Raw genomic sequence first — 23,248 nt, forward strand, 5'->3', positions numbered from 1 at the left:
GACCCCGATGCGCGAAGCGAGAGTGTCGAAACGGCGAGGACGTGACGTACGCCACTCCCGGTGGCGGTGGGTGCGCACGGGACTCCCGGTCGTGCTCGTCGTGGCGCTGCTCGCCGCCGGTGTCGGGGCGTACCGGTTCGAGTGGGGACCGCGCTACCTGCCGGGCCTCGTGGCCGACCCCGCGACCGAGCCGGAGGCCGTCCTGCCTCCCGCGGGGCTCGAGCTGCCGGCGTGGGCGGAGCCCGCCCCGGTCGCCCAGCCGCTCGCCTCCGCCGGCACCCTCGACCCCGACCGGGTGGCCCGCGCGCTGCGCCGCCCGCTCGCCGACCCCGACCTCGGGCCCCACGTCGTTGGCGCGGTGTCCACGCTCGACCCGGCCTCGCCGACCTGGTCGACCGCGGACGACACCTACGTCCCGGCGTCCACCACCAAGCTCCTGACGATGGGCGCCGCGCTCGCCACCCTCGGCCCCGACCACCGGTTCACCACCCGGGTCGTGCGCGGCGACCGGCCGCGCGACGTCGTGCTGGTCGGGGGCGGCGACCCGCTGCTCGCCAGCCAGCCGCTGACCGTCGAGGAGAGGGCGGCGACCTACCCGGAGCGGGCGGACGTCGCGACCCTCGCCCTCGCCACCGCCGAGGCGCTCGGCGGCAGCGGCCGGGTGCGGGTGCGCTACGACGACGGCCTGTTCACCGGGCCCACCGACAACCCGGCCTGGCGCCGCGACTACGTCCCCGACGACGTCGTCAGCCCGATCACCGCGCTGATGGTCGACGGCGGCCTCGAGCCCGACGGCGACAGCCGCTCCGACGACCCCTCGCTGGCCGCCGCGCGCGCCTTCGCCGACGCCCTCCGCGCGGCCGGCATGACGGTCGCGGGGGAGCCCCGCCCCGCGACGGCGCCCGACGGCGCCGACCAGCTCGCGTCGGTCGAGGGCGCCCCCCTCGGGGAGGTGGTCGAGCGGATCCTCGACGTCAGCGACAACGAGGGCGCCGAGGTGGTGGGCCACCAGGTCGGCCTCGCGGTGTCGGGGGAGGGCTCGTTCGCAGCCGGCGCGTCCGCGGTGCTCAGCACGCTGGCGGGCCTCGGCGTCGACACCTCCGGCGACCAGGTCCTGGACGGCTCGGGGCTCTCACGCCGAAACCGGGTCACCACCGCGACCATGCTCGGCCTGCTCCGGCTCGCGGCCGGCCCCGGCCACGACGACCTCCGCAGCCTGGTCACGGGGGTGCCCGTCGCCGGCTGGACCGGCTCGCTGACCTACCGCTTCTCCGACGGCCCGCCCGTCGCGCTGGGCCTGGTGCGCGCCAAGACCGGCACCCTGACCGGCGTCCACGCGCTCGCCGGCCTGGCGGTCGGCCGCGACGGCGTGCCGCTCGTCTTCGTCCTGGGCGCCGACCGGGTGGCCGCGGAGGACGGGCTGGCCGCCCAGGACGCGCTCGACCGTGCCGCCGGCGCCCTCGCCGCCTGCCGCTGCGCGGCCGCCTCCGGCTGACTCCTCGTCGGTCGAGGTGCGAGCGCAGCGAGCCTCGGGACCACCGGGCCCCGGCTAGGGTCGGGGCATGGATCTGGTCGACTGGGACTTCGCCGTCACGGTGGGCTCGCGGCTCACCGGCCCCGGCCCGCAGGTGGGGGCCGACGAGGCCCACGCGGTCGTCGCGGAGCTGCGCGAGGCCGCGGACCGCTCGACCCCGCTGGTGCGCGAGTTCACCGGGCTGCACGCCGAGGGCGGCAGCGCCCCGGTGCTGGTCGTCGACCGGCCCGGCTGGGTGCGCGCCAACGCCGACGGGTTCGCCCGCATCATGGCGCCGATCTCGCAGAAGCTGCTCGAGCGCAAGGGCCCGCCGTCGCCGTTCGCCGAGGCCGTCGGCTCGCGCGTGACCGGCGCCGAGGTGGGGCTGATGCTGGGCTTCCTCAGCGGCAAGGTGCTGGGCCAGTTCGACCCGTTCGCCGAGCCGCACGGGCGGCTGCTCCTCGTGGCGCCCAACATCGTCCAGGTCGAGCGCGAGCTCGGCGCCGAGCCCCACGACTTCCGTCTCTGGGTCTGCCTCCACGAGGAGACCCACCGGGTGCAGTTCACCGCCAACCCGTGGCTCGGGCGCCACCTGATGGACCAGATGCAGGCCGTCGCCGACACCATCGAGCCGGCCGCCCTCGCCGAGGGGCTGCGTCGCGCCACCGACCTGGTCCGCGGCAACGGCTCCCTGCTCGACGTCGTCACCACGCCCGAGCAGCGCGAGGTGCTCGACCGGGTGACCGGCGTGATGTCGCTGCTCGAGGGACACGCCGACGTGGTGATGGACGGCGTCGGCCCGACCGTGGTCCGGTCCGTCGACGACATCCGTCGCAAGTTCGACGTGCGCCGCAAGGGCGTCGGCGGCCTCGACCGCCTGCTGCGGCGGCTGCTCGGCCTCGACGTGAAGATGGCGCAGTACCGCGACGGCGCGACCTTCGTGCGCCACGTGGTCGACAAGGTCGGCATGGACGACTTCAACGTCGTGTGGTCCGGCCCGGAGACGTTGCCGTCGAAGGCGGAGATCGAGGACCCCGCCGCCTGGGTCGCACGCGTCCTGTGAGCCTGCACCCGTCGGTCGCCGCCGTCCGGCTGCCGGTGCGGGCCGGGCTCGCCGACCTCGACGCGGCCGAGGCCGTGGCGGTGGCCTGCAGCGGCGGTCCCGACTCGGTCGCGCTCGCCTCGGCCGCCGTCTTCGAGGGCCACAAGCGTGGGCTCCGCGTCGTCGGGGTCACGGTCGACCACGGCCTCCAGGACGGCTCGGCCGACCAGGCCGACCGCGTGGTGCGCCTCCTCGCCGCGCTGGGCGTCGACGAGACGCTGACCGCGCGCGTCGCGGTCGACCCCGGCAGCGGGATGGGGCCCGAGGCGGCCGCGCGCGAGGCGAGGTACGCCGTCCTGGAGCAGGTCGCGACGCACCTCGGCGCCGTGCGGGTGCTGCTCGGCCACACCCTCGACGACCAGGCCGAGACCGTCCTGCTCGGGCTGGCCCGCGGCTCGGGCGGACGCTCGCTGCGCGGGATGCGGCCGGGCTTCGGCGTCTTCGCGCGCCCGCTGCTCGGCGTACGCCGCGACGACACCGTCACCGCCTGCCAGGTCGAGGGGCTCGAGGTCTGGGACGACCCGCACAACCACGACCCCGGCTACACCCGGGTCCGGGTGCGCAGGCGGGTGCTGCCGGTGCTGGAGGACGAGCTCGGCCCGGGCGTCGCCGAGGCGCTGGCCCGGACCGCCGAGCAGCTCCGCGACGACACCGCGCTGCTCGAGGAGCTCGCCGACGGGCTGCTCGACCGTGCCCGCCGCGAGGGCGGCCTCGACGTCGCGACGCTCGCGGGAGCGCCCCCGGCGCTGCGCCACCGCGTCCTCCACCGCGCCGTGCTGGAGGCCGGGTCGCCTGCCGCCGAGGTGACCCGCGGGCACGTCCTCGAGGTGGACCGGCTGCTGGTCGACTGGCGCGGGCAGCGCTGGATCGACCTGCCGGGCCCGCGACGGGCCGCGCGCCGCGACGGCCTGCTGGTGGTCGGGCCGGCCTGAGACCCTAGGCTGCAGCCCATGGACACGTCCCACGTGGAGCACGACCTGGTCAACGTCCTCTTCACCGAGGAGCAGATCCAGCAGCGGCTGGCCGAGATGGCCCACCAGATCACCGCGGACTACGAGGGACGCGACCTGCTGGTCGTCGGCGTCCTGCGCGGCGCGGTCATGGTGATGGCCGACCTCGCGCGCTCGATGCCGCGCCACCTGGAGATGGACTGGATGGCGGTGAGCTCCTACGGCTCGGGCACCAAGTCCAGCGGCGTGGTCCGCATCCTGAAGGACCTCGACACCGACATCAGCGGGCGCGACGTGCTGATCGTCGACGAGATCATCGACACCGGCCTGACCCTGAGCTGGCTGGTCAACAACCTGTCGAGCCGCAACCCCGCGAGCGTCGAGATCGCCACCCTGCTGCGCAAGCCCGAGGCGCTCTCGATGCCCGTCGAGCCCAAGTACGTCGGCTGGGACATCCCCAACGAGTTCGTGGTCGGCTACGGCCTCGACTACCGCGAGCGCTACCGCAACCTGCGCGACATCGGCACCCTCGCGCCGCACGTCTACTCCTGACCCACCCGCCGCCCACCCACCCGCTCAGCCTGCCGCCGGACGTCCGCGGGTCGCCCCGCTTCACCCCGGCTGGAAGAATGTGGGTCCGGGCGACCGGTAGTGTCGCCTCCTCAACTCCGAACCGGTGAAAGTTGCCTGTGAAGCGCATATTCAAGGGCCCTTGGCTGTGGATCGTCCTGTCCGCCTTCGCGGTGCTGCTGGCGATCCAGTTCTTCGCGCCCAACGACGGCTACGACGAGGTCGAGACCTCGACCCTCTCCCAGTACATCGCCCAGGGCGAGGTCAAGGACATCGAGTTCAACGGTGTCGACCAGGAGATCAGGGCGACGCTCGACGCCGGCACCCGTGACGGTGGCGACAAGGTCGTCACCCACTACATCGACGGCGAGCAGCAGACCATCCTCGCCGCGGTGCAGGAGCAGGTCGACGCCGGCACGATCGAGAAGTCGAACTCGACCTTCCCGCAGCCGAGCTTCCTCGGCTCGCTGATCGCCACGCTGCTGCCCTTCGCGCTGATCATCTTGCTGTTCATCTTCTTGATGAACCAGGCCCAGGGCGGTGGCGGCCGCGGCGTCATGCAGTTCGCCAAGTCCAAGGCCAAGCTGATCACCAAGGACATGCCGAAGACGACGTTCGGCGACGTCGCCGGCTGCGAGGAGGCGATCGAGGAGCTCGGCGAGATCAAGGAGTTCCTCACCGACCCCGCCAAGTTCCAGGCGGTCGGCGCCAAGATCCCCAAGGGCGTGCTGCTCTACGGCCCGCCCGGCACCGGCAAGACGCTGCTGGCCCGTGCGGTCGCGGGCGAGGCCGGCGTCCCGTTCTACTCCATCTCCGGCTCCGACTTCGTCGAGATGTTCGTCGGCGTCGGCGCCAGCCGCGTGCGCGACCTGTTCGAGCAGGCCAAGGAGAACCCGCCGGCCATCGTCTTCATCGACGAGATCGACGCCGTCGGCCGTCACCGCGGCGCCGGCATGGGCGGCGGTCACGACGAGCGCGAGCAGACCCTCAACCAGCTCCTGGTCGAGATGGACGGCTTCGACGTGCGCGGCGGGGTCATCCTGATCGCTGCCACCAACCGGCCCGACGTGCTCGACCCGGCGCTGCTGCGCCCCGGCCGGTTCGACCGGCAGATCCAGGTCGACGCCCCCGACCTCAACGGTCGCCACAAGATCCTCCAGGTCCACTCGCGCGGCAAGCCGATCGCGCCCGACATCGACCTGCTCGGCATCGCCCGGCGCACCCCCGGCTTCACCGGAGCCGACCTGGCCAACGTGCTCAACGAGGCCGCCCTACTCACCGCGCGCGGCAACGCCAAGCTCATCACCGACGGCGCACTCGACGAGGCGATCGACCGCGTCATCGCCGGTCCGCAGCGTCGTACGCGCCTGATGAGCGAGCGCGAGAAGCTCATCACCGCCTACCACGAGGGTGGCCACGCCCTGGTCGCGGCGGCGCTGCCCGGCACCGACCCCGTGCACAAGGTGACGATCCTGCCGCGCGGCCGTGCGCTGGGCTACACGATGGTGCTGCCCGACCGCGACAAGTACAGCCAGACCCGCAGCGAGATGCTCGACTCCCTGGCCTACATGCTCGGCGGCATGGCCGCCGAGGCGCTGATCTTCCACGACGTCACCTCGGGTGCCGGCAACGACATCGAGAAGGCGACCAACCTCGCCCGCGCGATGGTCACCCAGTACGGCATGACCGAGCGCCTCGGCGCGGTCAAGCTCGGCGACAGCAGCTCCGAGCCGTTCCTGGGCCGCGACATGGGCCACACCCGCAACTACTCCGAGGAGACGGCCGCCGCGGTCGACGAGGAGGTCAAGGCGCTGCTGGGCCACGCCCACCAGGAGGCCTTCGAGATCCTCGAGAACAACCGCGACGTGCTCGACGCGCTGGTGCTGGCCCTGCTCGACAAGGAGACCCTCGACAAGGGCGAGATCGCCGAGATCTTCGCCCCGCTCAACCGGCGCCCGGCACGTCCGGCCTGGACCGGCTCGCCCGAGCGGCTCCCGTCCGCCATCCCGCCCGTCGACATCCCGCAGGAGATCCGCGACCGCGCGCTCGCCGGCAGCGCTCCCGAGGAGGAGGGCGCCGGCGCCGTGCTGACCCCGCCCGGGGCCGGTGGCGACGTGCACGGCGCACCCGAGGTCGGCCCGCCGACGACGACGCCGACGCCGCCGAGCCCGGAGGCGTGATGACCGACCCGATCACGGTGCCCGAGCGGGACCCGCGCGACGTCCCCCAGTTCGACCACGCCCGCGCCGAGGCCGCCGTGCGCGAGCTCCTGTTCGCGATCGGGGAGGACCCCGACCGCGAGGGGTTGCTCGACACCCCCGCGCGGGTCGCCCGGGCCTACGCCGAGCTCACCCAGGGCCTGCGGCAGCGGGCCGAGGACGTGCTCACCACCACCTTCGACCTCGGCCACGAGGAGATGGTGCTGGTGCGCGACATCGAGCTGTGGTCGATGTGCGAGCACCACCTCGTGCCGTTCACGGGGGTGGCCCACGTCGGCTACATCCCGGCCGAGACCGGCAAGATCACCGGCCTGTCCAAGCTCGCCCGGCTCGTCGACGTCTACGCCAAGCGCCCCCAGGTGCAGGAGCGGCTCACCACCCAGGTCGCCGACTCCCTCATGGAGATCCTCGAGGCCCGCGGCGTCATCGTGGTGATCGAGGCCGAGCACCTGTGCATGACGATGCGCGGCGTCCGCAAGGCCGGCGCGCGCACGATCACCTCCGCGGTGCGCGGCGCGTTCCTCACCAGCCAGGCCACCCGTTCGGAGGCGATGTCGCTGATCCGCTCGGGCACCAGGTGACCGAGGCGTCCCAGCCGCGCCGGCCCGGGTCACCCCGGGTGATGGGGATCGTCAACGTCACCCCCGACTCCTTCTCCGACGGCGGCCGCTGGGACACCACCGAGGCGGCCGTCGCCCACGGGCGGGCGCTGCTGGCCCAGGGCGCCGACGTGCTCGACATCGGCGGCGAGTCCACCCGCCCCGGCGCGACCCGGCCGCTGGTGGCCGAGGAGCTCGACCGCGTGGTGCCGGTCATCCGCGAGCTCGCCGCCGACGGCGCCACCGTCTCGGTCGACACGATGCGAGCCGAGGTCGCCGAGGCGGCCCTGGCCGCCGGCGCCCGGATCGTCAACGACGTGTCCGGAGGGCTCGCCGACCCGGCCGTCCTCGACGTCGTCGCGGCGACCGGCGCCGTCTACGTCGCCATGCACTGGCGCGCTCACGCCGACCGGATGCGCGACTTCACCGACTACGGCCCCGACGGCGTCGTGCAGTCCGTGCGCCGCGAGCTCGGCGAGCGGCTCGAGGCGATCGAGGCGGCCGGCGTGGCCGTCGACCGGGTCGTCCTCGACCCCGGGCTCGGCTTCGCCAAGCGCCCGCAGCACAACTGGGAGCTGCTCGCAGCCCTCGACGCGGTCGAGGGGCTCGGTCGCCCGGTGCTGGTCGGGGCGAGCCGCAAGTCGTTCCTCGGCTCGCTGCTGGCCGAGGACGGCGTGCCGCGGGCCGTCGACGGCCGCGAGCACGCGCACGCCGCGCTCGTCGCCCTGCTGGCCGCCCGCGGGGTCGCCTGCCTGCGCGTCCACGACGTGCGCGCCACCCGCGACGCGCTCGCGGTCGTGGCGGCGATGGGGCTCACGGAGGAACCGGCCACCCCCGGGTGGCCGTCGGACACGCTGCCGGGACGACCCGGCGAGGAGGAGGACCGGTGACGGACGAGCTGGCGATCACGGGCATCGAGTGCTTCGCGCACCACGGGGTCTTCGACTTCGAGAAGCGCGAGGGGCAGGTCTTCCTGGTCGACCTCGTGCTCGGCATGGACACCCGTGCCGCGGCCGCGTCCGACGACCTGGCCGACACCGTCAACTACGGCAGCCTCACCACGGACGTGAAGGCCGCCGTCGAGAGGGATCCGGTCGACCTGATAGAAACCGTCGCTCAACGCATCGCGGACGTGTGCCTGTTGGACAGTCGTGTTGAATGGGCCCGGGTCACCCTGCACAAGCCTGATGCGCCCATCGACGCGACGTACTCGGACGTCGCGCTGACGATCACCAGAACGCGAGGTAGCTCATGACTGAGACCCCCAACCCCAACATCGTGGACACCGACGCCCTCACCGGCGAGATGCACCCGATCCGCCGGGTCGTGGTGGCGCTCGGGTCCAACCTGGGGGAGCGGCTCTCCTCGCTCCAGGGCGCCGTCGACGCCCTGGCCGACACCCCCGACTTCTTCGTCACGGGCGTGTCGCCGGTCTACGAGACCGAGCCGGTCGACTCCCCGGAGGGCTCCGGCCCCTACCTCAACGCCGTCGTCCTGGCCGACACCACGCTCCCGGCGGCGCGCCTGATGGAGCGCGCGCTGGCCATCGAGGACGCCTACGAGCGCGAGCGCAGCGACGTGCGCAACGCCCCCCGCACCCTCGACGTCGACCTCATCGTGGTCGGCGACCGCCGCTCCAACGAGGACTTCCTGCGCCTGCCGCACCCGCGGGCCCACGAGCGCGCGTTCGTGCTGCAGCCGTGGTACGACCTCGAGCCCGACGCGGTGTTCCCCGAGCGCGGCCCGATCGCCGACCTGCTCGACGCCGTCGACGGCTCGGGTGTGAAGCGGCGCGAGGACCTCACGCTCGACCACCAGTGAGCACGCCCGGGCCCGAGGAGCCGGACGAGCCCCGCGGCTCGCTGCGGCCCACGTCGGCGCGGGCGCTGACCGCCTGCGCCGTGGCCGGCCTCGTGCTCGGCTGGGGCGTGCACCCGCTGTGGACCCAGCTGTTCGGGCACCCGCCCGCGCTGTCGTGGGTGCCGGGCCTCGCGCTGGTGCTGGTCGCGGCGATCATGGTCTTCCTCGCCGCCCACACCTGGCAGACCGTCCAGGTGCGGGGCGAGCGGCTCGAGGTGCACCAGGCGGTCAACCGGCTCGTGCTGGCCCGCGCGAGCGCGCTCGCCGGCACCGTCGTCGCCGCCGGCTACGTGGGGTACGCCGTGAGCTGGCTCGGGGACGGGTCGGTGATCGCCGACCGGTGGATCGCCCGTTCGCTGGTCGCCGCCGCCGGCGCCGCCGTGGTGACGATCGCCTCCCTCGTGCTGGAGCGAGCGTGTCGCACCGACGGGGGCTCGCCCCGGCCCTAGGGTGGCGACATGCCTTCCCAGCAGCCCCAGCAGTCACAGGCGTCGCGGACGCCCGCCCGCCGCCGGCAGCGCAGCACGCGTCTGGCCGTGGCCGTCGCCCTGCTCGTGGCCGCCGCTGCCCTGGTGGTGGCCGCCCTCGCCGTCTCCTCGGGGGTGCTGACCACGGTCGCGGCCGTCGTCGCGCTGCTCGCCGGCGCCGGCGCCACCAAGATCACCCACGCCGAGCTGGTGCTCACCCGCCGCGAGGCCGCGCGCGACCGCGCCGCCCAGGCCCAGGAGTACCGCGCCATCACCGAGCGCCGCACGGCAGAGTCGGTCGCGTTCGCGAACGACATGAAGCGCAAGATCGCCGAGCGCGAGCACGCCATCGACGTCCTCGAGCACGCCCTGTCCTCCGCGCAGAAGAACGCCGCCGAGCAGACCCTCAAGCGCGGCCAGGAGGCTCGTCGCGCCGACCAGGCCGAGCGCCAGCGCGACGAGGTCCAGCGCTTCCGCGACGACGCCGACGAGCGTGCCGCCGAGGCCATCGTGCGCGTCGCCGAGCTCGAGGCCGAGCTCGACGTGATGAGGGCCGAGCTCGACACGCTCCGCACCGCCGCCGCGCGGCGGACGCACCGCAGCGCCTGACACGCCACCCCCGCACGCCCACCCCCGCACGCCACTCCGCCCGCTCTCGTCGGGATGCGGGAGGATGGGGTTCGTGATCCCCGAGGACAACCGGTTCGAGAGCGACCCCTCCGACGTCCTGCCCGACGACCCCGGACTGCCGGAGGGCTGGAGCGCCGAGGCGCCCGACGGCACGGACGCCGCCACGGTGGAGCGGCTCACCGCGCTGCTGCGCGCGCACGAGCGGGCCGGACGCGGCTGGGCGGCCTCGGGTGAGGACGACGTCCGGGTCGAGGTGTCCGAGCACGGCCTGGCGATGCGGGAGAACCTCGTCGTGCGCGACCCCGACGGCGTCATCCGCGCCTGGGGCAGCGTGCACGACCGCGCCGAGGGCCGGATGCTCTTCGTGCACATCGTCGACCGCGAGGTCGACGAGCGGCTGGCCGACCGCTGCAGCGACGTGCTGTTCGAGTGGGCCGAGGCACAGGCCCGCGCGGTCGGGGCGGCGCGCGGCCTCGCCGTCCAGCAGATCGACACCGGCGCCTTCGCCGAGGACGAGCGGCAGCACGCCTGGCTGGCCGACGCCGGCTTCGACCGGGTCCGCACCTGGTGGCAGATGACCCGCTCGGTCGTGGCAGACGAGGCCGAGCTGGTGCCCGACCCGGTTCGCTGGGAGCGGCAGGGCGTGGTCTTCAGGCTGGTCGCGCGCTCCGAGGACGGGATGCCCGACGTCGCCGACCTGCGCGCGGTGCACGAGGTGCTGGAGGGCGCCTTCACCGATCACTTCAACTCCACGGAGGAGACCTTCCAGGAGTTCATCCACCGCCTGCGCGAGGACCCCGGCCACCGCTGGGACCACTGGTGGCTCGCCGAGATCGTCGACGGCGACGGTGAGCCCGAGCCGGCAGGCGCACTGGTCGGCACGGTCAGCGAGTCGGCCACCGGCGCCGACGGCTCCTACGTGTCCTACCTCGGCGTCCTGGAGTCCGCCCGCGGCCGCGGGGTCGCGACCGGGCTGCTCCGCACGATCATCGCCGACGCGGCCGCACGCGGGCGCGACCGCGTCGGCCTCGAGGTCGACGCCGACTCACCGACCGGCGCCGACGGGCTCTACGTCGCGATGGGGTGGGGCACCAAGTACGTCACGGAGTCGTGGCACCGGGACGTGACCATCGTGACGGGGAGCTGACACGGCCCGCGCCGCCTCCCACGGGGGATGTGCGGCCGTGGTGACACGGCTCGTGCCACTTCGGTGACGATCCGGAAGCGGGAGTCAGCACGGCCTGTGTCACCTCGATGACCGCCCGGCCGTGGGAGTCGGCCCCCACCGTGTCACGTCCGGTGGACGGCCGCTGTCAGCGCAGGGAGGCCCGCAGGGCGCGGTGCACGCCGGCGGGGGTGAGGACGCCGACGAACTGGGCGCCGCGCCTGACCCCGACCATCGGACGGTCGTCGCGCAGCATCGTGGCCAGCGCCTCCTCCAGCGAGGAGTCGAGGTCGATGGCGGCCCCGAGGTCGCCGGTCGCGACGCCGTCGAGCGGCTCGAGGTCCTCCTCGCGCAGCCGGGTCACGGTCAGGGTGCGCAGGCCGCCCGCCCCCACGAAGTCGGCGACCTGCTCGTCGGCGGGGTGGGCGAGCAGCTCGGCCGGGGTGGCGTACTGCAGGAGCCGGCCGCCGGTGGCGAAGACCGCGACCCGGTCGCCCATCCGGATCGCCTCGTCGATGTCGTGGGTCACCAGGACCACGGTCTTGTCGAGCTCGGCCTGGAGCCGGCGGAACTCGTCCTGGAGCCGGTGGCGCACGATCGGGTCGACCGCGCCGAAGGGCTCGTCCATCAGCAGCACGGGCGGGTTCGCGGCGAGCGCGCGGGCGACGCCGACGCGCTGGCGCTGGCCGCCGGAGAGCTCGTGGGGGTACTTCCGGGCGTACTGCTCGGGCTCGAGCCCGACGGTGGCGAGCAGCTCGTGGGCGCGCTCACGCGCGGTGGAGCGGGACTCGCCGTAGAGCAGCGGGACGGTCATCACGTTCTGCTCGATGCGCTGGTGGGGGAACAGCCCGATCTGCTGGATGACGTAGCCGATGCCGCGACGCAGCTCGACCGGGTCGGCGTCGGTGACGTCCTGCCCGTCGAGCCAGATCCGGCCCGCGGTCGGCTCGATGAGCCGGTTGATCATCTTCAACGTCGTCGACTTGCCGCAGCCCGACGGGCCGACGAGGCAGACCATCTCGCCGCGGGCGACGTCGAGGTCGAGCTCGTGGACGGCCACGGTCCCGTCCGGGTAGGTCTTGCCCACGCCCTCGAGCCGGATCATCGACCCGCTGCCCGACTCGCCGCTCCGTGTAGCGTCCATGCCGTGACCCTACTGGGAACGGCCGAGGGGCCGAGCTGCTACAGCCGGCTGGTCAACGACTGGATCTGCGGGGACTACGTCGCCGACCGTCGCCAGGAGATCGTCGACGCGACCGTCCAGCACCTCGGGATCACGGTCGTGTCGGTCCTGGTGGGGCTGGCCATCGCGTTCCCCCTCGCCCTGCTCGCCCGGCGGCTGCCGCGCCTGGAGTCGACGGTGCTGGCGGTCACGACCGGCATCTACACCGTCCCCTCGCTCGCGCTGTTCCCGCTGCTCGTGCCGTTCACCGGGCTGACCGCCACCACCGTGGTCATCGGCCTGGCGCTCTACGCCCTCACCATCCTGGTCCGCAGCCTGCTCGAGGGACTGCGCGCCGTGCCCGACGAGGTGCGCGAGTCGGCCACCGGCCTGGGCTACGGCCGCGGCGGCCTGCTGCTCAAGGTCGAGCTGCCGCTCGCGCTGCCGGTCGTGATGGCCGGCCTGCGTGTGGCCACGGTGTCGACGGTCGCGCTCACCACGGTCGGCTCACTGGTGGCCTACGGCGGGCTCGGCAACCTCATCAAGGACGGCGTGCTGACCAACTTCCGCGCCGAGCTCTTCACCGCCTCGGTCCTGTGCATCGTGCTGGCCGTGCTCCTCGACGCCGTGCTGGTGGTGGTGCAGCGCGTCCTCACCCCCTGGACGAGAGGGGCACGCGCATGACCGTCTTCTCCGACATGTGGGCCTTCCTCTCCGACGGCGCGAACTGGTCGGGCAGCGACGGCATCGCCGCGCTCCTGGGCCAGCAGCTGCTGCTCACGGTGACCGCCCTGCTGATGGCGATGGTGGTCGGGCTGCCGATCGCGCTCTGGCTGGGCCACCTGGGACGGGGCGGCTTCCTCGCCATCAACATCTCCAACGTCGGCCGGGCGATCCCGACGTTCGCGCTCCTGGCGCTGCTGGTCGTCGCGCCGTGGCCGGGCACCGACCAGCTCGGGCCCTACGGTCGCGCCGGGCTGGCCACGCTGATCGCCCTCACCCTCTTCGCGCTGCCGCCGATCATCACCAACGCGTTCGTCGCGATGCGCGAGGTGCCCGGCGAGGTCAAGGAGGCGGCGCGCGGGATGGGCATGACCGGCGCCCAGCAGTTCTGGCGCGTCGAGCTGCCCCTCGGCCTCCCGCTGGTCGTGTCGGGGCTGCGGCTGGCGCTGGTGCAGGTCTGGGCGACCGCCACGATCGCGGCGCTGGTGGCCGGTCCCGGCCTCGGCCAGGTGATCACCGACGGCTTCTTCCGCTCCAACTACGGCAAGGGCATCGCGGGTGCGCTCGTCGTCGCCGCGGTGGCCCTCGTGCTCGAGCTGGTGGCCGCGCTGGCGCAGCGCTCGGTGGACCCCACCCGGAGGGGTACGCCCGGAGGTCGGCGCAAGGACGCGTTGTCGGTGAACACCGCTACCGTGGACGTGCCTGCCGAATCCGTCGGCTGACGACGCACCTCCGGACACGCGCAGCGCCGCTGCGGGACACAGAAGGATCACCATGCACCTCGCTCGCTCGCTCGCCGCGGTCCTCGCCGCCAGCGCCCTCGCTCTCTCCGGCTGCGCCGGCGACGACCTCTCCAGCTCGAGCTCCGGCTCGGGCTCCGACGACTCCTCGTCGTCCGGCTCCTCCGACAAGGGCTCGCTCACCATCGCGGGCCAGAACTTCCCCGAGGCCACGCTCGTCGCCTCGATGTACGAGCAGCTCCTGGAGGACGCGGGCTACACCGTCGACACCAAGCTCGTCGACTCCCGCGACGCCTACATGCCGACCTTCCCCGGTGACGTCGACGTCGTCCCGGAGTACGTCGGCGGCATCGTCAACTTCCTCAACACCCAGGCCAACGGCGACAAGGCCAAGCCGTTCGAGGCCGGTGACGGCCAGCAGCTCGCCGACGACGGCAAGCAGCTGCTCGACGACGCCGGGATCACGCTGCTCGACATCTCCCCGGCCACCGACACCAACGCGTTCTTCGTGACGCAGGACTACTCCGACGCCGAGGGCGTGACCACGCTGTCCGACCTCGAGGGCAAGAGCGTCGTGCTGGCCGCGGCGCCCGACTGCGAGGGTCGCCTCGACTGCGAGGGCGGGCTCTCCGACGACTACGGCATCGACGTCACCAAGGTGCTCGAGCTCGGCTACGCCTCCGACCAGACCTACCAGTCGGTGATCAGCGGCGAGTCCCAGCTGGGCGAGACCTCGACCACCGACGGCACCCTGGAGTCGCAGGGCCTGGTCGTCCTCGACGACGACAAGGAGATCCAGCCCGCGCAGAACCTCGTGCCGGCCATCTCCTCGGACTTCCTGTCCGAGCACCCCGACGTCGCCGACGTGCTCAACCCGCTCATGGCCGCGCTCACCACGGAGAACCTCACCGAGATGAACGGCAAGATGGCCGTCGACCGGGCCAAGCCCGAGGACGTCGCCCAGGAGTTCCTCACCTCCGAGGGCCTGCTGGGCTGACCCTCACCCCAGCGAGGGCGGGTCCTCCCACCTCAACCACCGATCTCGTGCCCCCGGAGCGCCAACGCCTCCGGGGGCACGGTCGTCTCGTCGAGCACCGAGGGCGGCACGCTGAGGCGCCACGCCCCGGTGGCCACGTCCTGGGCGCGGGGGGCGGGGCCCTCGAGCGTGGCGACCCACCGCATCAGGGCGTCGACGTCGGCACGCCGGTCCTGCTCGACCAGCCAGCCGGCCAGCCGGTGCACCGGCGGCAGGCCGCTGTGCACCAGCGAGCGCCGGCCCCAGAGCTCCAGCACGCCCGAGCGCAGCAGGCGCCACCACTCCGGCGTGCAGCCGGGCACCAGCAGGAAGTAGCGCCAGAGGTCGCCGGCCAGCACCCGGTCCACGAAGACCTCCTCGACCTCGGCCGAGCCGTGGGCCCGCACGGAGGCGAGCGCCATCCGCTTGGTGGCCCAGCGGTCGGAGAGGTCGCGCACCGACGACTCGCGCGTCTGGGTGATCGAGCCCGGGCGGATGCGCCAGTGGTAGACGACCTCGTCGAGCACGTCGAAGGTGCCGTCGAGGAAGGCGCGGGTGGTGGTGGGCTGGTCCTCGTAGCGCACGCCTTCCGGCCACGACAGGCCGGCGGCCTCCCAGGCCGGGCGGCGCCACACCTTGTTCCACGCGAAGACGTCGCCCAGGATCTCGGGCCGGTCCTCGACGCGCGCGCGGCGCAGCGGCCGGTGCAGCCGGCGCATCCACGGCGGCTCGGTGAGGGCGCCGTCCTCCCAGCGCACGATCGACCCGGTCGCCAGGTCCGAGCCCGAGTCGCGCAGGGCGCCCAGCAGGTCGGCGTACGCCGTCGGCGGCAGCACGTCGTCGGAGTCGAGGAACGCGAGGTGGTCGCCGCGCACGTGGGCGACCCCGGTGTTCCGCGCGGCGCCGAGCCCGGCGTTGGCCTGGTGCACCACCGAGATCCGGTGGTCGCGCGCCGCCCACTCCTCGGCGATCTCGCCGGACCGGTCCGTCGAGCCGTCGTCGACGATGACGGCCTCCCAGCGCGTGTGGGTCTGCGCGAGCAGGGAGCGGACGCAGTCGTCGAGGTAGTCCTCCACCCCGAACACCGGGATCACCACGCCCAGCAGCGGGGCGCGGGAGAACAGGCGCTTCATGGGCGACGACCCTAGGCGACGGCCGGGGACACCTGCCGCAGGGTGGGGCGCCGGTAGGCTGCCCGCCGTGACGGAGCAGCCACGCGCGATCGACGAGATGAACCCCGACGGAGTGTCCCGGAAGGTCCTCTTCGTCGCCGGCGCCGGACGCAGCGGCACCAGCACCCTGGCCGGCATCGTCTCCCGCCTGGGCATGCACGTTCCGCTGCCCGAGGTGCCGCCCGACGACTCCAACCCGCGCGGCTTCAGCGAGCCGCAGTGGGTCGTCGACGTGCACGACGAGTGGCTCGCCGAGTCGCTGGTGCAGGTCAGCGACGCCCGTCCGGGCGCGTGGTTCGACACCGGTCGCATCTGCAGCCGCGAGCCCGCCCGGATCCGGGTCAGCGAGTGGCTCGAGCCGCACTTCGCCGAGCACCCCGAGCTGGTGGTCAAGGACCCGCGGCTGAGCTGGTTCCTCGGGCTGTGGCGCGTCGCTGCGATCCGCACCGGCGCCACGCCCGTCTTCGCCACGATGCTGCGCCCGCCGGCGGAGGTCGTCGGGTCGAAGCAGAAGTACTACGCCAACAAGCTCGGCTCGGCCCACCTCGCGGCCAGCTGGGTCAACATGCTGCTCCACACCGAGCGCGCCACCCGCCCCGCCGAGGGCGACGGCGGACGCGTCTTCGTGCGCTACGAGGACCTGCTCACCGACTGGGTGCGGACCACCACCGCGCTGGGCCACGCGCTCGACCTGCAGACGATCATCCACACCCGCAGCGACCAGATCCGCGAGGTGCACCGCTTCATCGACCCGACGCTGCGCCGGGTGACCTCCACCCTCGACGACCTCGGCCTGCCGCGCCGTCTCCACGACCTGACCGCCGCCACGTGGGACGAGCTCAACAAGCTCGCCGACGAGGGCGGCGACACCGCCGCGTCCCACGCGACGTTCGACCAGCTCCGCGACGAGTACGTCGACCTCTACGACGAGGCCGCGGCGATCAGCCGCTCGTCGGCCGTGCACGCGCGCCTCCAGGGACGCCGCCAGGCGCTCGCGGAGGCGGAGGCGCCGAGCCGCTCGCTGGCCGACCGGGTGCCCCACGACGTCCGCGCCGCCATCCCGCCGTCGGTGCGCCGCGGCGTGCGGAAGGCGCTCGGGCGCGAGCGGGACGCGGCCGGGACCGAGCAGTGAGCGTCCCGGTCGGCGCCGGGGAGGGCATCCACAACCTCGAGGGCCACACCGACTTCGACATCGTGTGGCCGTGGGCCGAGTCGCGCGGGGGACCGGGCGCGCTGCGCCGCGGCGCCACCGCGGTGCTGCGGGTCAAGAACGAGGCGCCCGGCCTGCGCTTCGTGCTCCCCCCGCTGCTGCGCGCGTGCGACCACGTGCTGCTGGTCGACAACGGCTCCGACGACGGCACCGGCGATGAGGCGCTCCGCGTCGCTGCCGAGCACGGCCTGTCCGACCGCTTCACGCTGGAGGAGTACCCCTTCGAGGTGGCGCGCGCCGGCGCCGAGCACCTGGCGGTCAACGAGCGCTCGGTGCACTCGCTGGCCTACTTCTACAACTGGTGCTTCTCCCACGTCCGCACCCGCTACTCGTGGAAGTGGGACGGCGACATGGTCCTCACCACCGAGGGCGAGGTGTCGATGTCCGACCTGTCGTGGCAGGTCGGCACGGCCGACGCCGTGATCCGCTTCCCGCGCCACGGGCTCTACATCGAGTCCGAGCGCCGCGCCTTCCTCGACCTGGGCCTGCGCAACATCGAGGAGTGGGGCTTCCCGATGGGCCCCGACTACGTCTACACCAAGGCGCCGGAGTGGGAGATCCGCACGACGCCCGACCGGATCGAGATGTTCGCCCTGCCGCAGGGGCTCTGCGTCGAGCTCAAGTGGCTCGACGGCGACGAGTTCGCGCACTGGACCAACCCCGAGTCGTTCGCCACCTCCATCCGCAACCGTCGCAAGCGCCGGGAGTGGCTGGTCTGGAACGCCCTCCACGACGGCGAGGTCCCCGAAGGGGTCGTGGAGATCGTGGCGCCCGAGGGCGTGCACGTCGTGGACCACGTCACCCACACCTGGCTGCCGCGGGCGCCGCGCCCGTTCGTCGTCGACGACCCCGACCACGCGAAGCTGCACCTGCGCGCCTGAGCGCTCGTGAGGCGGTTCACACCGTCCTGAGGATGGTCGTGCCGGGCCCGCCGGTTCACCCGTCGTGGTCGTCGTCGATTGAATACTTGTTAGTCGATTGACTTAGTGTTGTTTACGGCGCCGGCCCGGACGTGTCCCTGCCGCCCGACGCGCCCCTGCACTCGACGACGTACGACGAAAGGCACTCCGCCATGTCCGAGCAGCTCCCCCAGATCGCGCCGCCCTCCTCGCGCCGCACCCCCCTCCTCGTCGGCGCAGCCGTCGTCGTGGTCCTCGCCGTGGTCGCGGCGGTCTTCCTCACCCGCGGCGACGACGCCGGAGCGGCGGCCGGCGAGAAGGCCCCCAAGGTCGTCCTCGGCACCGTCGGCGCCAGCGACCCGTACTGGAGGACCTTCACCGACGCCGCGGCCGAGGAGGGCATCGACGTGGAGGTCCGCGACTTCGCCGACTACACCCAGCCCAACCCCGCGCTGGCCGAGGGCGAGCTCGACGTCAACCAGTTCCAGCACCTGGTCTACCTCGCGGAGTACAACGTCGCCAACGACGGCGACATCGTGCCGTTGGGGTCCACCGCGATCTACCCGCTCGGCCTCTACTCCCAGAAGTACGACTCGGTCGACGACATCCAGGACGGCGACACCGTCGTCGTGCCCGACGACGACAGCAACCAGGCGCGCGGCCTGCTGATCCTGCAGTCCGCCGGGCTGATCTCGCTCAAGGACGGCGGGTCGATCTACTCCACGCTCGCCGACATCGACCAGGACGCCTCGCGGGTGCAGGTCAAGGCGATCAAGGCCGACCTGACCCCGACCTCGCTGCCCGACGTCGCGGCCGCGATCGTCAACAACGACTTCGTCGAGAAGGCCGGGCTCGAGTTCGAGGACGCGCTCGCGACCGACGATCCCGAGGACCCCAAGGCGCTGCCCTACGTCAACGTCTTCGCCGTCCGCGCCGAGGACCGTGACGACCCGACGCTGCTCAAGCTGGTCGAGATCTACCAGGACACCCAGGCGGTCCAGGACGGCGTCCAGGACGTCTCGGGCGGGACGGCCGAGATGGTGGAGATCCCGCAGGACGAGCTGCAGACGGCGCTCGACGAGGTCGAGGCCGACACCGCGGCCCAGCAGTAGTCCGAGCCGAGCCAGGAGGAGGAGCCCACGATGCCGCTCGTCGAGCTGACCGACGTGCACAAGACGTTCCCCGGAGGACGCGGCCGGCCACCGGTCGAGGCGATCCGCGGGGTCGACCTGAGCGTGGAGGAAGGGGAGATCGTCGGGATCGTGGGCTACTCCGGTGCGGGCAAGTCGACGCTGGTGCGGCTGGTCAACGCGCTCGAGTCGACGACCTCGGGGAGCGTGCGCATCGCCGGGCGCGAGATCACCGGCCTGAAGGAGCGCGAGCTGCGCGAGGTGCGGCTCGGCATCGGGATGGTCTTCCAGCAGTTCAACCTGTTCCGCTCGCGGACCGTGTGGGGCAACATCTCCTACCCGCTCGAGGTCGCCGGGGTGCCGCGGTCCGAGCGCGACAGGCGGATCTCCGACCTGCTCCACTTCGTCGGGCTCGCCGAGAAGGCGCACAGCCACGTCGAGGAGCTCTCGGGCGGGCAGAAGCAGCGCGTCGGCATCGCCCGCGCGCTCGCCACCAACCCGCGCCTGCTGCTCGCCGACGAGTCCACCAGCGCCCTCGACCCGGAGACCACGCAGGAGGTGCTGGCGCTCCTGCGCCGGGTCAACCGCGAGCTCGGCATCACCATCGTGGTGATCACCCACGAGATGGACGTGGTCCGCAGCCTGGCCCACCGCGTGGTGGTGATGGAGGCCGGGCGGGTGGTGGAGGAGGGCCCGGTCCTGCAGGTCCTCTCCGACCCGCAGCAGCCGGTCACCCGCCGGTTCGTCGCCACGATCGTCGACGACGAGCCCGACGCCGACGCGCTGGCCGCGTTGCACGCGCGCCACTCGGGACGCTTCGTCAAGCTGTCCTTCCGCGGCGACGACGTGCGCCAGAGCGACGTCTTCGCCCTGCTGCTGCAGCACGGCGTGCGCTTCGAGCTCGTCTACGGCGGGATCGAGGAGGTGCAGGGCGACACCTTCGGCAACCTGACCCTCGCCCTCGACGGCGAGCCCGGAGCGGTCGACACCGCCCTCGACAACGTACGGGCCCTGGTCCCGGTGAAGGAGCTCCAGCGATGAGCGACAGCAACATCGGCCAGCTCTGGCCGCTCTTCTGGTCCGCGGCCTGGGAGACGCTCTACATGGTCGCCCTCACCCTGACCCTCGGCGGGCTGCTGGGCCTGCTGCTCGGGCTGGCGCTCTACGTCACCCGCAGCGGCGGCCTCTACGCCAGCCGCCCGGTCAACGCGGTCCTCAACGTGCTGGTCAACTTCTTCCGGCCGATCCCGTTCGTCATCTTCATCGCCGCCGTGCAGCCCCTCGCCCGGGTCGTGGTCGGCACCGGCATCGGCAACCCCGCGATCATCTTCGCGCTGACCATCGCGGCGATGTTCGGCATCAGCCGGATCGTGGAGCAGAACCTGGTGACCGTCGACCCCGGTGTCATCGAGGCGGCCCGCTCGGTCGGGGCCAGCCGCGCACGGATCGTGCGCACCGTCGTGATCCCCGAGGCGCTCGGGCCGCTCGTGCTCGGCTACACCTTCGTCTTCGTCGCGATCGTCGACATGACCGCGATCGCCGGCGTCGTCGGCGGCGGCGGCCTGGGCAACTTCGCCCTGCAGTACGGCTTCCGCCAGTTCGACACGATCGTCACGTGGACCGCCGTGGTCGTGATCGTCGCGCTCGTGCAGGTCGGCCAGCTCGTCGGCAACACCGCAGCGCGCCGCATCCTGCGCCGCTGACCCTGCCGCCAGGGGCGGCGAGTGGCGTGCGTCACCCCTGCGGCGGGTGCCGCCGCGGAATCCGCGGGCGTAGGCTCGATGTTGATCGCAGTAGATCGGTACCCGCGAGGGACTGAAACGAAGAGGTCACCACCATGACGTACGACCGCACCATCCGGGTGGGCGTGATCGGCGCAGGCCGCGTCGGCGCCGTCCTCGCCCGGGCGCTCCGCGACGCCGGCCACGACGTCGTCGCCGCCGCCGGCGAGTCCGACGCCTCGCGCTCGCGCATCGCCGCGCTGCTGCCGGGGGTGCGGCCCGCCAAGCCCACCGAGGTCGCGCGCGCCGCCGACCTGCTGCTGCTGACGGTGCCCGACGACATGCTCGCCAACGTCGTGCGCGTGCTCAGCGACAGCGGTGCGATCCGCCCGGGCCAGGTCGTCGTGCACACCAGCGGCCGCCACGGCCTCGCCGTGCTCGCGCCGGCCCGCGCGGCGGGTGCCCGCACCGCGGCCGTCCACCCCGCGATGACCTTCACCGGCACCGATGTCGACCTGCCGCGGCTCGCCGGGTGCGTGTTCGGCGTGACCGCCGACGCCGCCGACCGCCCGCTGGTCGAGGCGCTGGTCGCCGACCTCGGCGGTCGGGCGATGTGGGTGCCGGAGGAGCGGCGCACGCTCTACCACGCGGGGCTGGCCCACGGCGCCAACCACCTCGTCACCCTCGTCACGGAGGCGATGGAGACCCTGTCCGCGGCGGGCGCCGACGACCCGGCCGGCACCCTGCGTCCGCTGCTCGCCGCCGCCCTCGACAACGCCCTCGAGCACGGTGACGCGGCGCTGACCGGCCCCATCGTGCGCGGCGACGTCGGCACGGTGCGCGCGCACGTCGCCGGCCTGGTCGCCGACGCCCCGCAGACCCTGCCCTCCTACGTCGCGATGGCGCGCGCCACGCTCGACCGCGCGCTCACCGACGGCCGGCTGCTGCCGATCCGCGCCGCCGCCATCCTGCGGGTGCTCGACAGCGCCGAGGTGGCAGCCGCCGTCGACGTGGCCAACGGCGACCAGCGCCGATGACCCGACGCCCGGCCCTCGCGAGCACCCGCGAGGAGCTCGCAGCGCTGCTCGCGCCCGCCCGCCGCGCCGGTGAGCAGGTGGCGTTCGTCCCGACGATGGGCGCCCTCCACGACGGCCACGCCAGCCTGATGAGGGTCGCCCGCGCCCGCACGACCGGCCCGGTCGTGGTGAGCGTCTTCGTCAACCCGATGCAGTTCGGCGCGGGCGAGGACCTCGACCGCTACCCCCGCACCCTCGACGCCGACCTCGAGGTCTGCGCGGCCGAGGGGGTCGACGTCGTCTTCGCGCCGTCAGTGGACGAGATGTACCCCGGTGGCTTCAGCCACGACTCGGTCCACGACGGGGTGACGGTCGCGCCGGGCGCGCTGGCCGAGATCCTCGACGGCGAGTCGCGCCCCGGCCACTTCGACGGCGTGCTGACCGTCGTCGCCAAGCTCTTCGGCCTGGTCCGGCCCGACGTGGCGGTCTTCGGGCAGAAGGACTACCAGCAGCTCGCCCTGGTGCGGCGCATGGTGAGCGACCTCTGCCTGGGGATCGAGGTCGTCGGCGCGGAGACGGTCCGCGAGCCCGACGGCCTCGCGCTGTCGAGCCGCAACGCGTTCCTCGACGCCGAGCAGCGCCGTGCCGCCACCGTCCTGAGCCGCGCGCTGCGGGCCGCGCAGGAGCGAGCGGCCTACGGCGTCCCGGCGGCGCGCTGGGCCGCGATGTCGGTGCTCAAGCAGGAGCCCGCCGTCGACCTCGACTACCTCGCGCTGACCTCTGTCGACCTCGGGGAGCCCCCGGAGACCGGCGAGGGCCGCATCCTCGTGGCCGCCCGCCTCGGCGCCACGCGCCTGATCGACAACATGCCGATCACCTTCGACCGCATCACCCCCGATGCGCGAACGGCGGGGACCGCGACCGCGGCCTCGACCACACCCTGAGAGGAGCGGCTGAGAACCGTGCTGCGCACCATGATGACCTCCAAGATCCACCGGGCGACCGTGACCCAGGCCGACCTGCACTACGTCGGGTCCGTCACCGTCGACCAGGACCTCCTCGACGCCGCCGACCTGCTGCCCGGCGAGCTCGTCCACATCGTCGACGTGACCAACGGGGCCCGCCTCGAGACCTACACGATCGCCGGCGAGCGCGGGTCCGGGGTGATCGGCATCAACGGGGCCGCCGCCCGCCTCGTGCACCCCGGTGACACCGTGATCCTCATCGGCTACGGCCATATGACCACCGAGGAGGCGCGCGCCCACCAGCCTCACGTGGTCTTCGTCGACGCCGACAACAAGGTCCTGGCCACCGGCTTCGACCCGGCCGAGACCTACGGCGACCCGACCCTGCGCCGCGGCGACGCGGTCGCTCGCTAGCCTGCG

Annotated in this window: 25 protein-coding genes; 23 read left to right on the forward strand and 2 right to left on the reverse strand. The window is 73.3% G+C overall.

Annotated features, from left to right (window positions below):
- The first annotated feature begins 70 nt into the window (after positions 1 to 70).
- From dacB to ACFFJG_RS12650, 12 genes are all read left to right on the forward strand, one after another.
- Positions 71 to 1,495 carry a D-alanyl-D-alanine carboxypeptidase/D-alanyl-D-alanine endopeptidase gene (gene dacB, locus ACFFJG_RS12595; protein WP_378519078.1) on the forward strand — a complete coding sequence of 475 codons (1,425 nt, stop codon included), beginning with the start codon at positions 71 to 73 and terminating at the stop codon, positions 1,493 to 1,495.
- A gap of 67 nt (positions 1,496 to 1,562) precedes the next feature.
- Positions 1,563 to 2,576 carry an Rv3626c family coenzyme F420 biosynthesis-associated protein gene (locus ACFFJG_RS12600; protein ID WP_378519079.1) on the forward strand — a complete coding sequence of 338 codons (1,014 nt, stop codon included), beginning with the start codon at positions 1,563 to 1,565 and terminating at the stop codon, positions 2,574 to 2,576.
- Positions 2,573 to 3,547: a tRNA lysidine(34) synthetase TilS gene (tilS, locus tag ACFFJG_RS12605; protein ID WP_378519080.1), complete on the forward strand. Its 975-nt coding sequence runs from the start codon at positions 2,573 to 2,575 to the stop codon at positions 3,545 to 3,547. Before ACFFJG_RS12600 ends, tilS begins: the two co-directional genes overlap by 4 nt.
- A gap of 18 nt (positions 3,548 to 3,565) precedes the next feature.
- A complete protein-coding gene (gene hpt / locus ACFFJG_RS12610) occupies positions 3,566 to 4,117 on the forward strand; it encodes a hypoxanthine phosphoribosyltransferase (RefSeq protein ID WP_378519081.1) in 552 nt (183 codons plus the stop codon).
- Positions 4,118 to 4,254: 137 nt separating this feature from the next.
- The gene (gene ftsH, locus ACFFJG_RS12615; protein WP_378519082.1) at positions 4,255 to 6,315 is read left to right on the forward strand and encodes an ATP-dependent zinc metalloprotease FtsH; all 2,061 of its coding nucleotides are present in this window, start codon (positions 4,255 to 4,257) and stop codon (positions 6,313 to 6,315) included.
- A complete protein-coding gene (gene folE / locus ACFFJG_RS12620) occupies positions 6,315 to 6,935 on the forward strand; it encodes a GTP cyclohydrolase I FolE (RefSeq protein WP_378519083.1) in 621 nt (206 codons plus the stop codon). Before ftsH ends, folE begins: the two co-directional genes overlap by 1 nt.
- A gap of 41 nt (positions 6,936 to 6,976) precedes the next feature.
- Positions 6,977 to 7,843, forward strand: a complete 867-nt coding sequence (gene folP / locus ACFFJG_RS12625) for a dihydropteroate synthase (RefSeq protein WP_446686234.1) — start codon at positions 6,977 to 6,979, stop codon at positions 7,841 to 7,843.
- Positions 7,840 to 8,208, forward strand: a complete 369-nt coding sequence (gene folB, locus ACFFJG_RS12630; RefSeq protein WP_378519085.1) for a dihydroneopterin aldolase — start codon at positions 7,840 to 7,842, stop codon at positions 8,206 to 8,208. Before folP ends, folB begins: the two co-directional genes overlap by 4 nt.
- Positions 8,205 to 8,774 carry a 2-amino-4-hydroxy-6-hydroxymethyldihydropteridine diphosphokinase gene (gene folK / locus ACFFJG_RS12635; RefSeq protein ID WP_378519086.1) on the forward strand — a complete coding sequence of 190 codons (570 nt, stop codon included), beginning with the start codon at positions 8,205 to 8,207 and terminating at the stop codon, positions 8,772 to 8,774. The genes folB and folK overlap by 4 nt, the downstream gene beginning before the upstream one ends.
- Entirely contained in the window at positions 8,771 to 9,262 is a 492-nt protein-coding gene (locus ACFFJG_RS12640) for a DUF3180 domain-containing protein (protein ID WP_378519087.1), read from the forward strand. The genes folK and ACFFJG_RS12640 overlap by 4 nt, the downstream gene beginning before the upstream one ends.
- A 9-nt stretch (positions 9,263 to 9,271) precedes the next feature.
- Positions 9,272 to 9,889: a hypothetical protein gene (locus ACFFJG_RS12645; protein ID WP_378519088.1), complete on the forward strand. Its 618-nt coding sequence runs from the start codon at positions 9,272 to 9,274 to the stop codon at positions 9,887 to 9,889.
- A gap of 73 nt (positions 9,890 to 9,962) precedes the next feature.
- Positions 9,963 to 11,057, forward strand: coding sequence for a GNAT family N-acetyltransferase (locus ACFFJG_RS12650; protein ID WP_378519089.1), 1,095 nt, complete (start codon positions 9,963 to 9,965; stop codon positions 11,055 to 11,057).
- A 166-nt stretch (positions 11,058 to 11,223) separates the two neighbouring features.
- Here the strand turns inward: ACFFJG_RS12650 and ACFFJG_RS12655 are convergent, their stop codons facing one another.
- Entirely contained in the window at positions 11,224 to 12,219 is a 996-nt protein-coding gene (locus ACFFJG_RS12655) for an ABC transporter ATP-binding protein (RefSeq protein WP_378519090.1), read from the reverse strand.
- Positions 12,220 to 12,222: 3 nt separating this feature from the next.
- Between ACFFJG_RS12655 and ACFFJG_RS12660 the strand changes: the two genes are divergently transcribed.
- Genes ACFFJG_RS12660 through ACFFJG_RS12670 form a run of 3 tightly spaced genes read left to right on the forward strand, consistent with a single transcriptional unit; the run spans position 12,223 to position 14,697 of the window.
- Complete coding sequence (locus ACFFJG_RS12660; protein ID WP_378519091.1) at positions 12,223 to 12,921, forward strand: ABC transporter permease; 699 nt, start codon at positions 12,223 to 12,225, stop codon at positions 12,919 to 12,921.
- Entirely contained in the window at positions 12,918 to 13,682 is a 765-nt protein-coding gene (locus ACFFJG_RS12665; RefSeq protein WP_378519092.1) for an ABC transporter permease, read from the forward strand. Before ACFFJG_RS12660 ends, ACFFJG_RS12665 begins: the two co-directional genes overlap by 4 nt.
- Positions 13,683 to 13,734: 52 nt before the next feature.
- Positions 13,735 to 14,697 carry an ABC transporter substrate-binding protein gene (locus ACFFJG_RS12670; protein ID WP_378519093.1) on the forward strand — a complete coding sequence of 321 codons (963 nt, stop codon included), beginning with the start codon at positions 13,735 to 13,737 and terminating at the stop codon, positions 14,695 to 14,697.
- A 32-nt stretch (positions 14,698 to 14,729) separates the two neighbouring features.
- Here ACFFJG_RS12670 and ACFFJG_RS12675 read toward each other — a convergent pair whose 3' ends face one another.
- Positions 14,730 to 15,848, reverse strand: a complete 1,119-nt coding sequence (locus tag ACFFJG_RS12675) for a glycosyltransferase family 2 protein (protein WP_378519094.1) — start codon at positions 15,846 to 15,848, stop codon at positions 14,730 to 14,732.
- A 67-nt stretch (positions 15,849 to 15,915) separates the two neighbouring features.
- On the opposite strand from ACFFJG_RS12675, the gene ACFFJG_RS12680 reads away from it, so the two are divergent.
- From ACFFJG_RS12680 to panD, 8 genes are all read left to right on the forward strand, one after another.
- Complete coding sequence (locus tag ACFFJG_RS12680) at positions 15,916 to 17,019, forward strand: sulfotransferase family protein (RefSeq protein WP_378519095.1); 1,104 nt, start codon at positions 15,916 to 15,918, stop codon at positions 17,017 to 17,019.
- On the forward strand, positions 17,016 to 17,978 hold the full coding sequence (locus ACFFJG_RS12685; RefSeq protein ID WP_378519096.1) for a hypothetical protein: 963 nt from the start codon (positions 17,016 to 17,018) through the stop codon (positions 17,976 to 17,978). The genes ACFFJG_RS12680 and ACFFJG_RS12685 overlap by 4 nt, the downstream gene beginning before the upstream one ends.
- Positions 17,979 to 18,169: 191 nt before the next feature.
- Entirely contained in the window at positions 18,170 to 19,108 is a 939-nt protein-coding gene (locus ACFFJG_RS12690; protein ID WP_378519097.1) for a MetQ/NlpA family ABC transporter substrate-binding protein, read from the forward strand.
- A 30-nt stretch (positions 19,109 to 19,138) separates the two neighbouring features.
- Positions 19,139 to 20,167, forward strand: a complete 1,029-nt coding sequence (locus ACFFJG_RS12695; RefSeq protein ID WP_378519098.1) for a methionine ABC transporter ATP-binding protein — start codon at positions 19,139 to 19,141, stop codon at positions 20,165 to 20,167.
- Positions 20,164 to 20,829, forward strand: a complete 666-nt coding sequence (locus ACFFJG_RS12700; protein WP_378519099.1) for a methionine ABC transporter permease — start codon at positions 20,164 to 20,166, stop codon at positions 20,827 to 20,829. Before ACFFJG_RS12695 ends, ACFFJG_RS12700 begins: the two co-directional genes overlap by 4 nt.
- A 134-nt stretch (positions 20,830 to 20,963) precedes the next feature.
- Positions 20,964 to 21,884, forward strand: a complete 921-nt coding sequence (locus ACFFJG_RS12705) for a Rossmann-like and DUF2520 domain-containing protein (RefSeq protein WP_378519100.1) — start codon at positions 20,964 to 20,966, stop codon at positions 21,882 to 21,884.
- Positions 21,881 to 22,807, forward strand: coding sequence for a pantoate--beta-alanine ligase (gene panC, locus ACFFJG_RS12710; RefSeq protein WP_378519101.1), 927 nt, complete (start codon positions 21,881 to 21,883; stop codon positions 22,805 to 22,807). The genes ACFFJG_RS12705 and panC overlap by 4 nt, the downstream gene beginning before the upstream one ends.
- 18 nt (positions 22,808 to 22,825) lie before the next feature.
- Positions 22,826 to 23,242, forward strand: a complete 417-nt coding sequence (gene panD / locus ACFFJG_RS12715; RefSeq protein WP_446686228.1) for an aspartate 1-decarboxylase — start codon at positions 22,826 to 22,828, stop codon at positions 23,240 to 23,242.
- Positions 23,243 to 23,248: the final 6 nt, after the last annotated feature.

It is taken from the genome of Nocardioides zeicaulis, assembly GCF_042432345.1.
In the GTDB taxonomy this organism is placed as follows: domain Bacteria; phylum Actinomycetota; class Actinomycetes; order Propionibacteriales; family Nocardioidaceae; genus Nocardioides; species Nocardioides zeicaulis.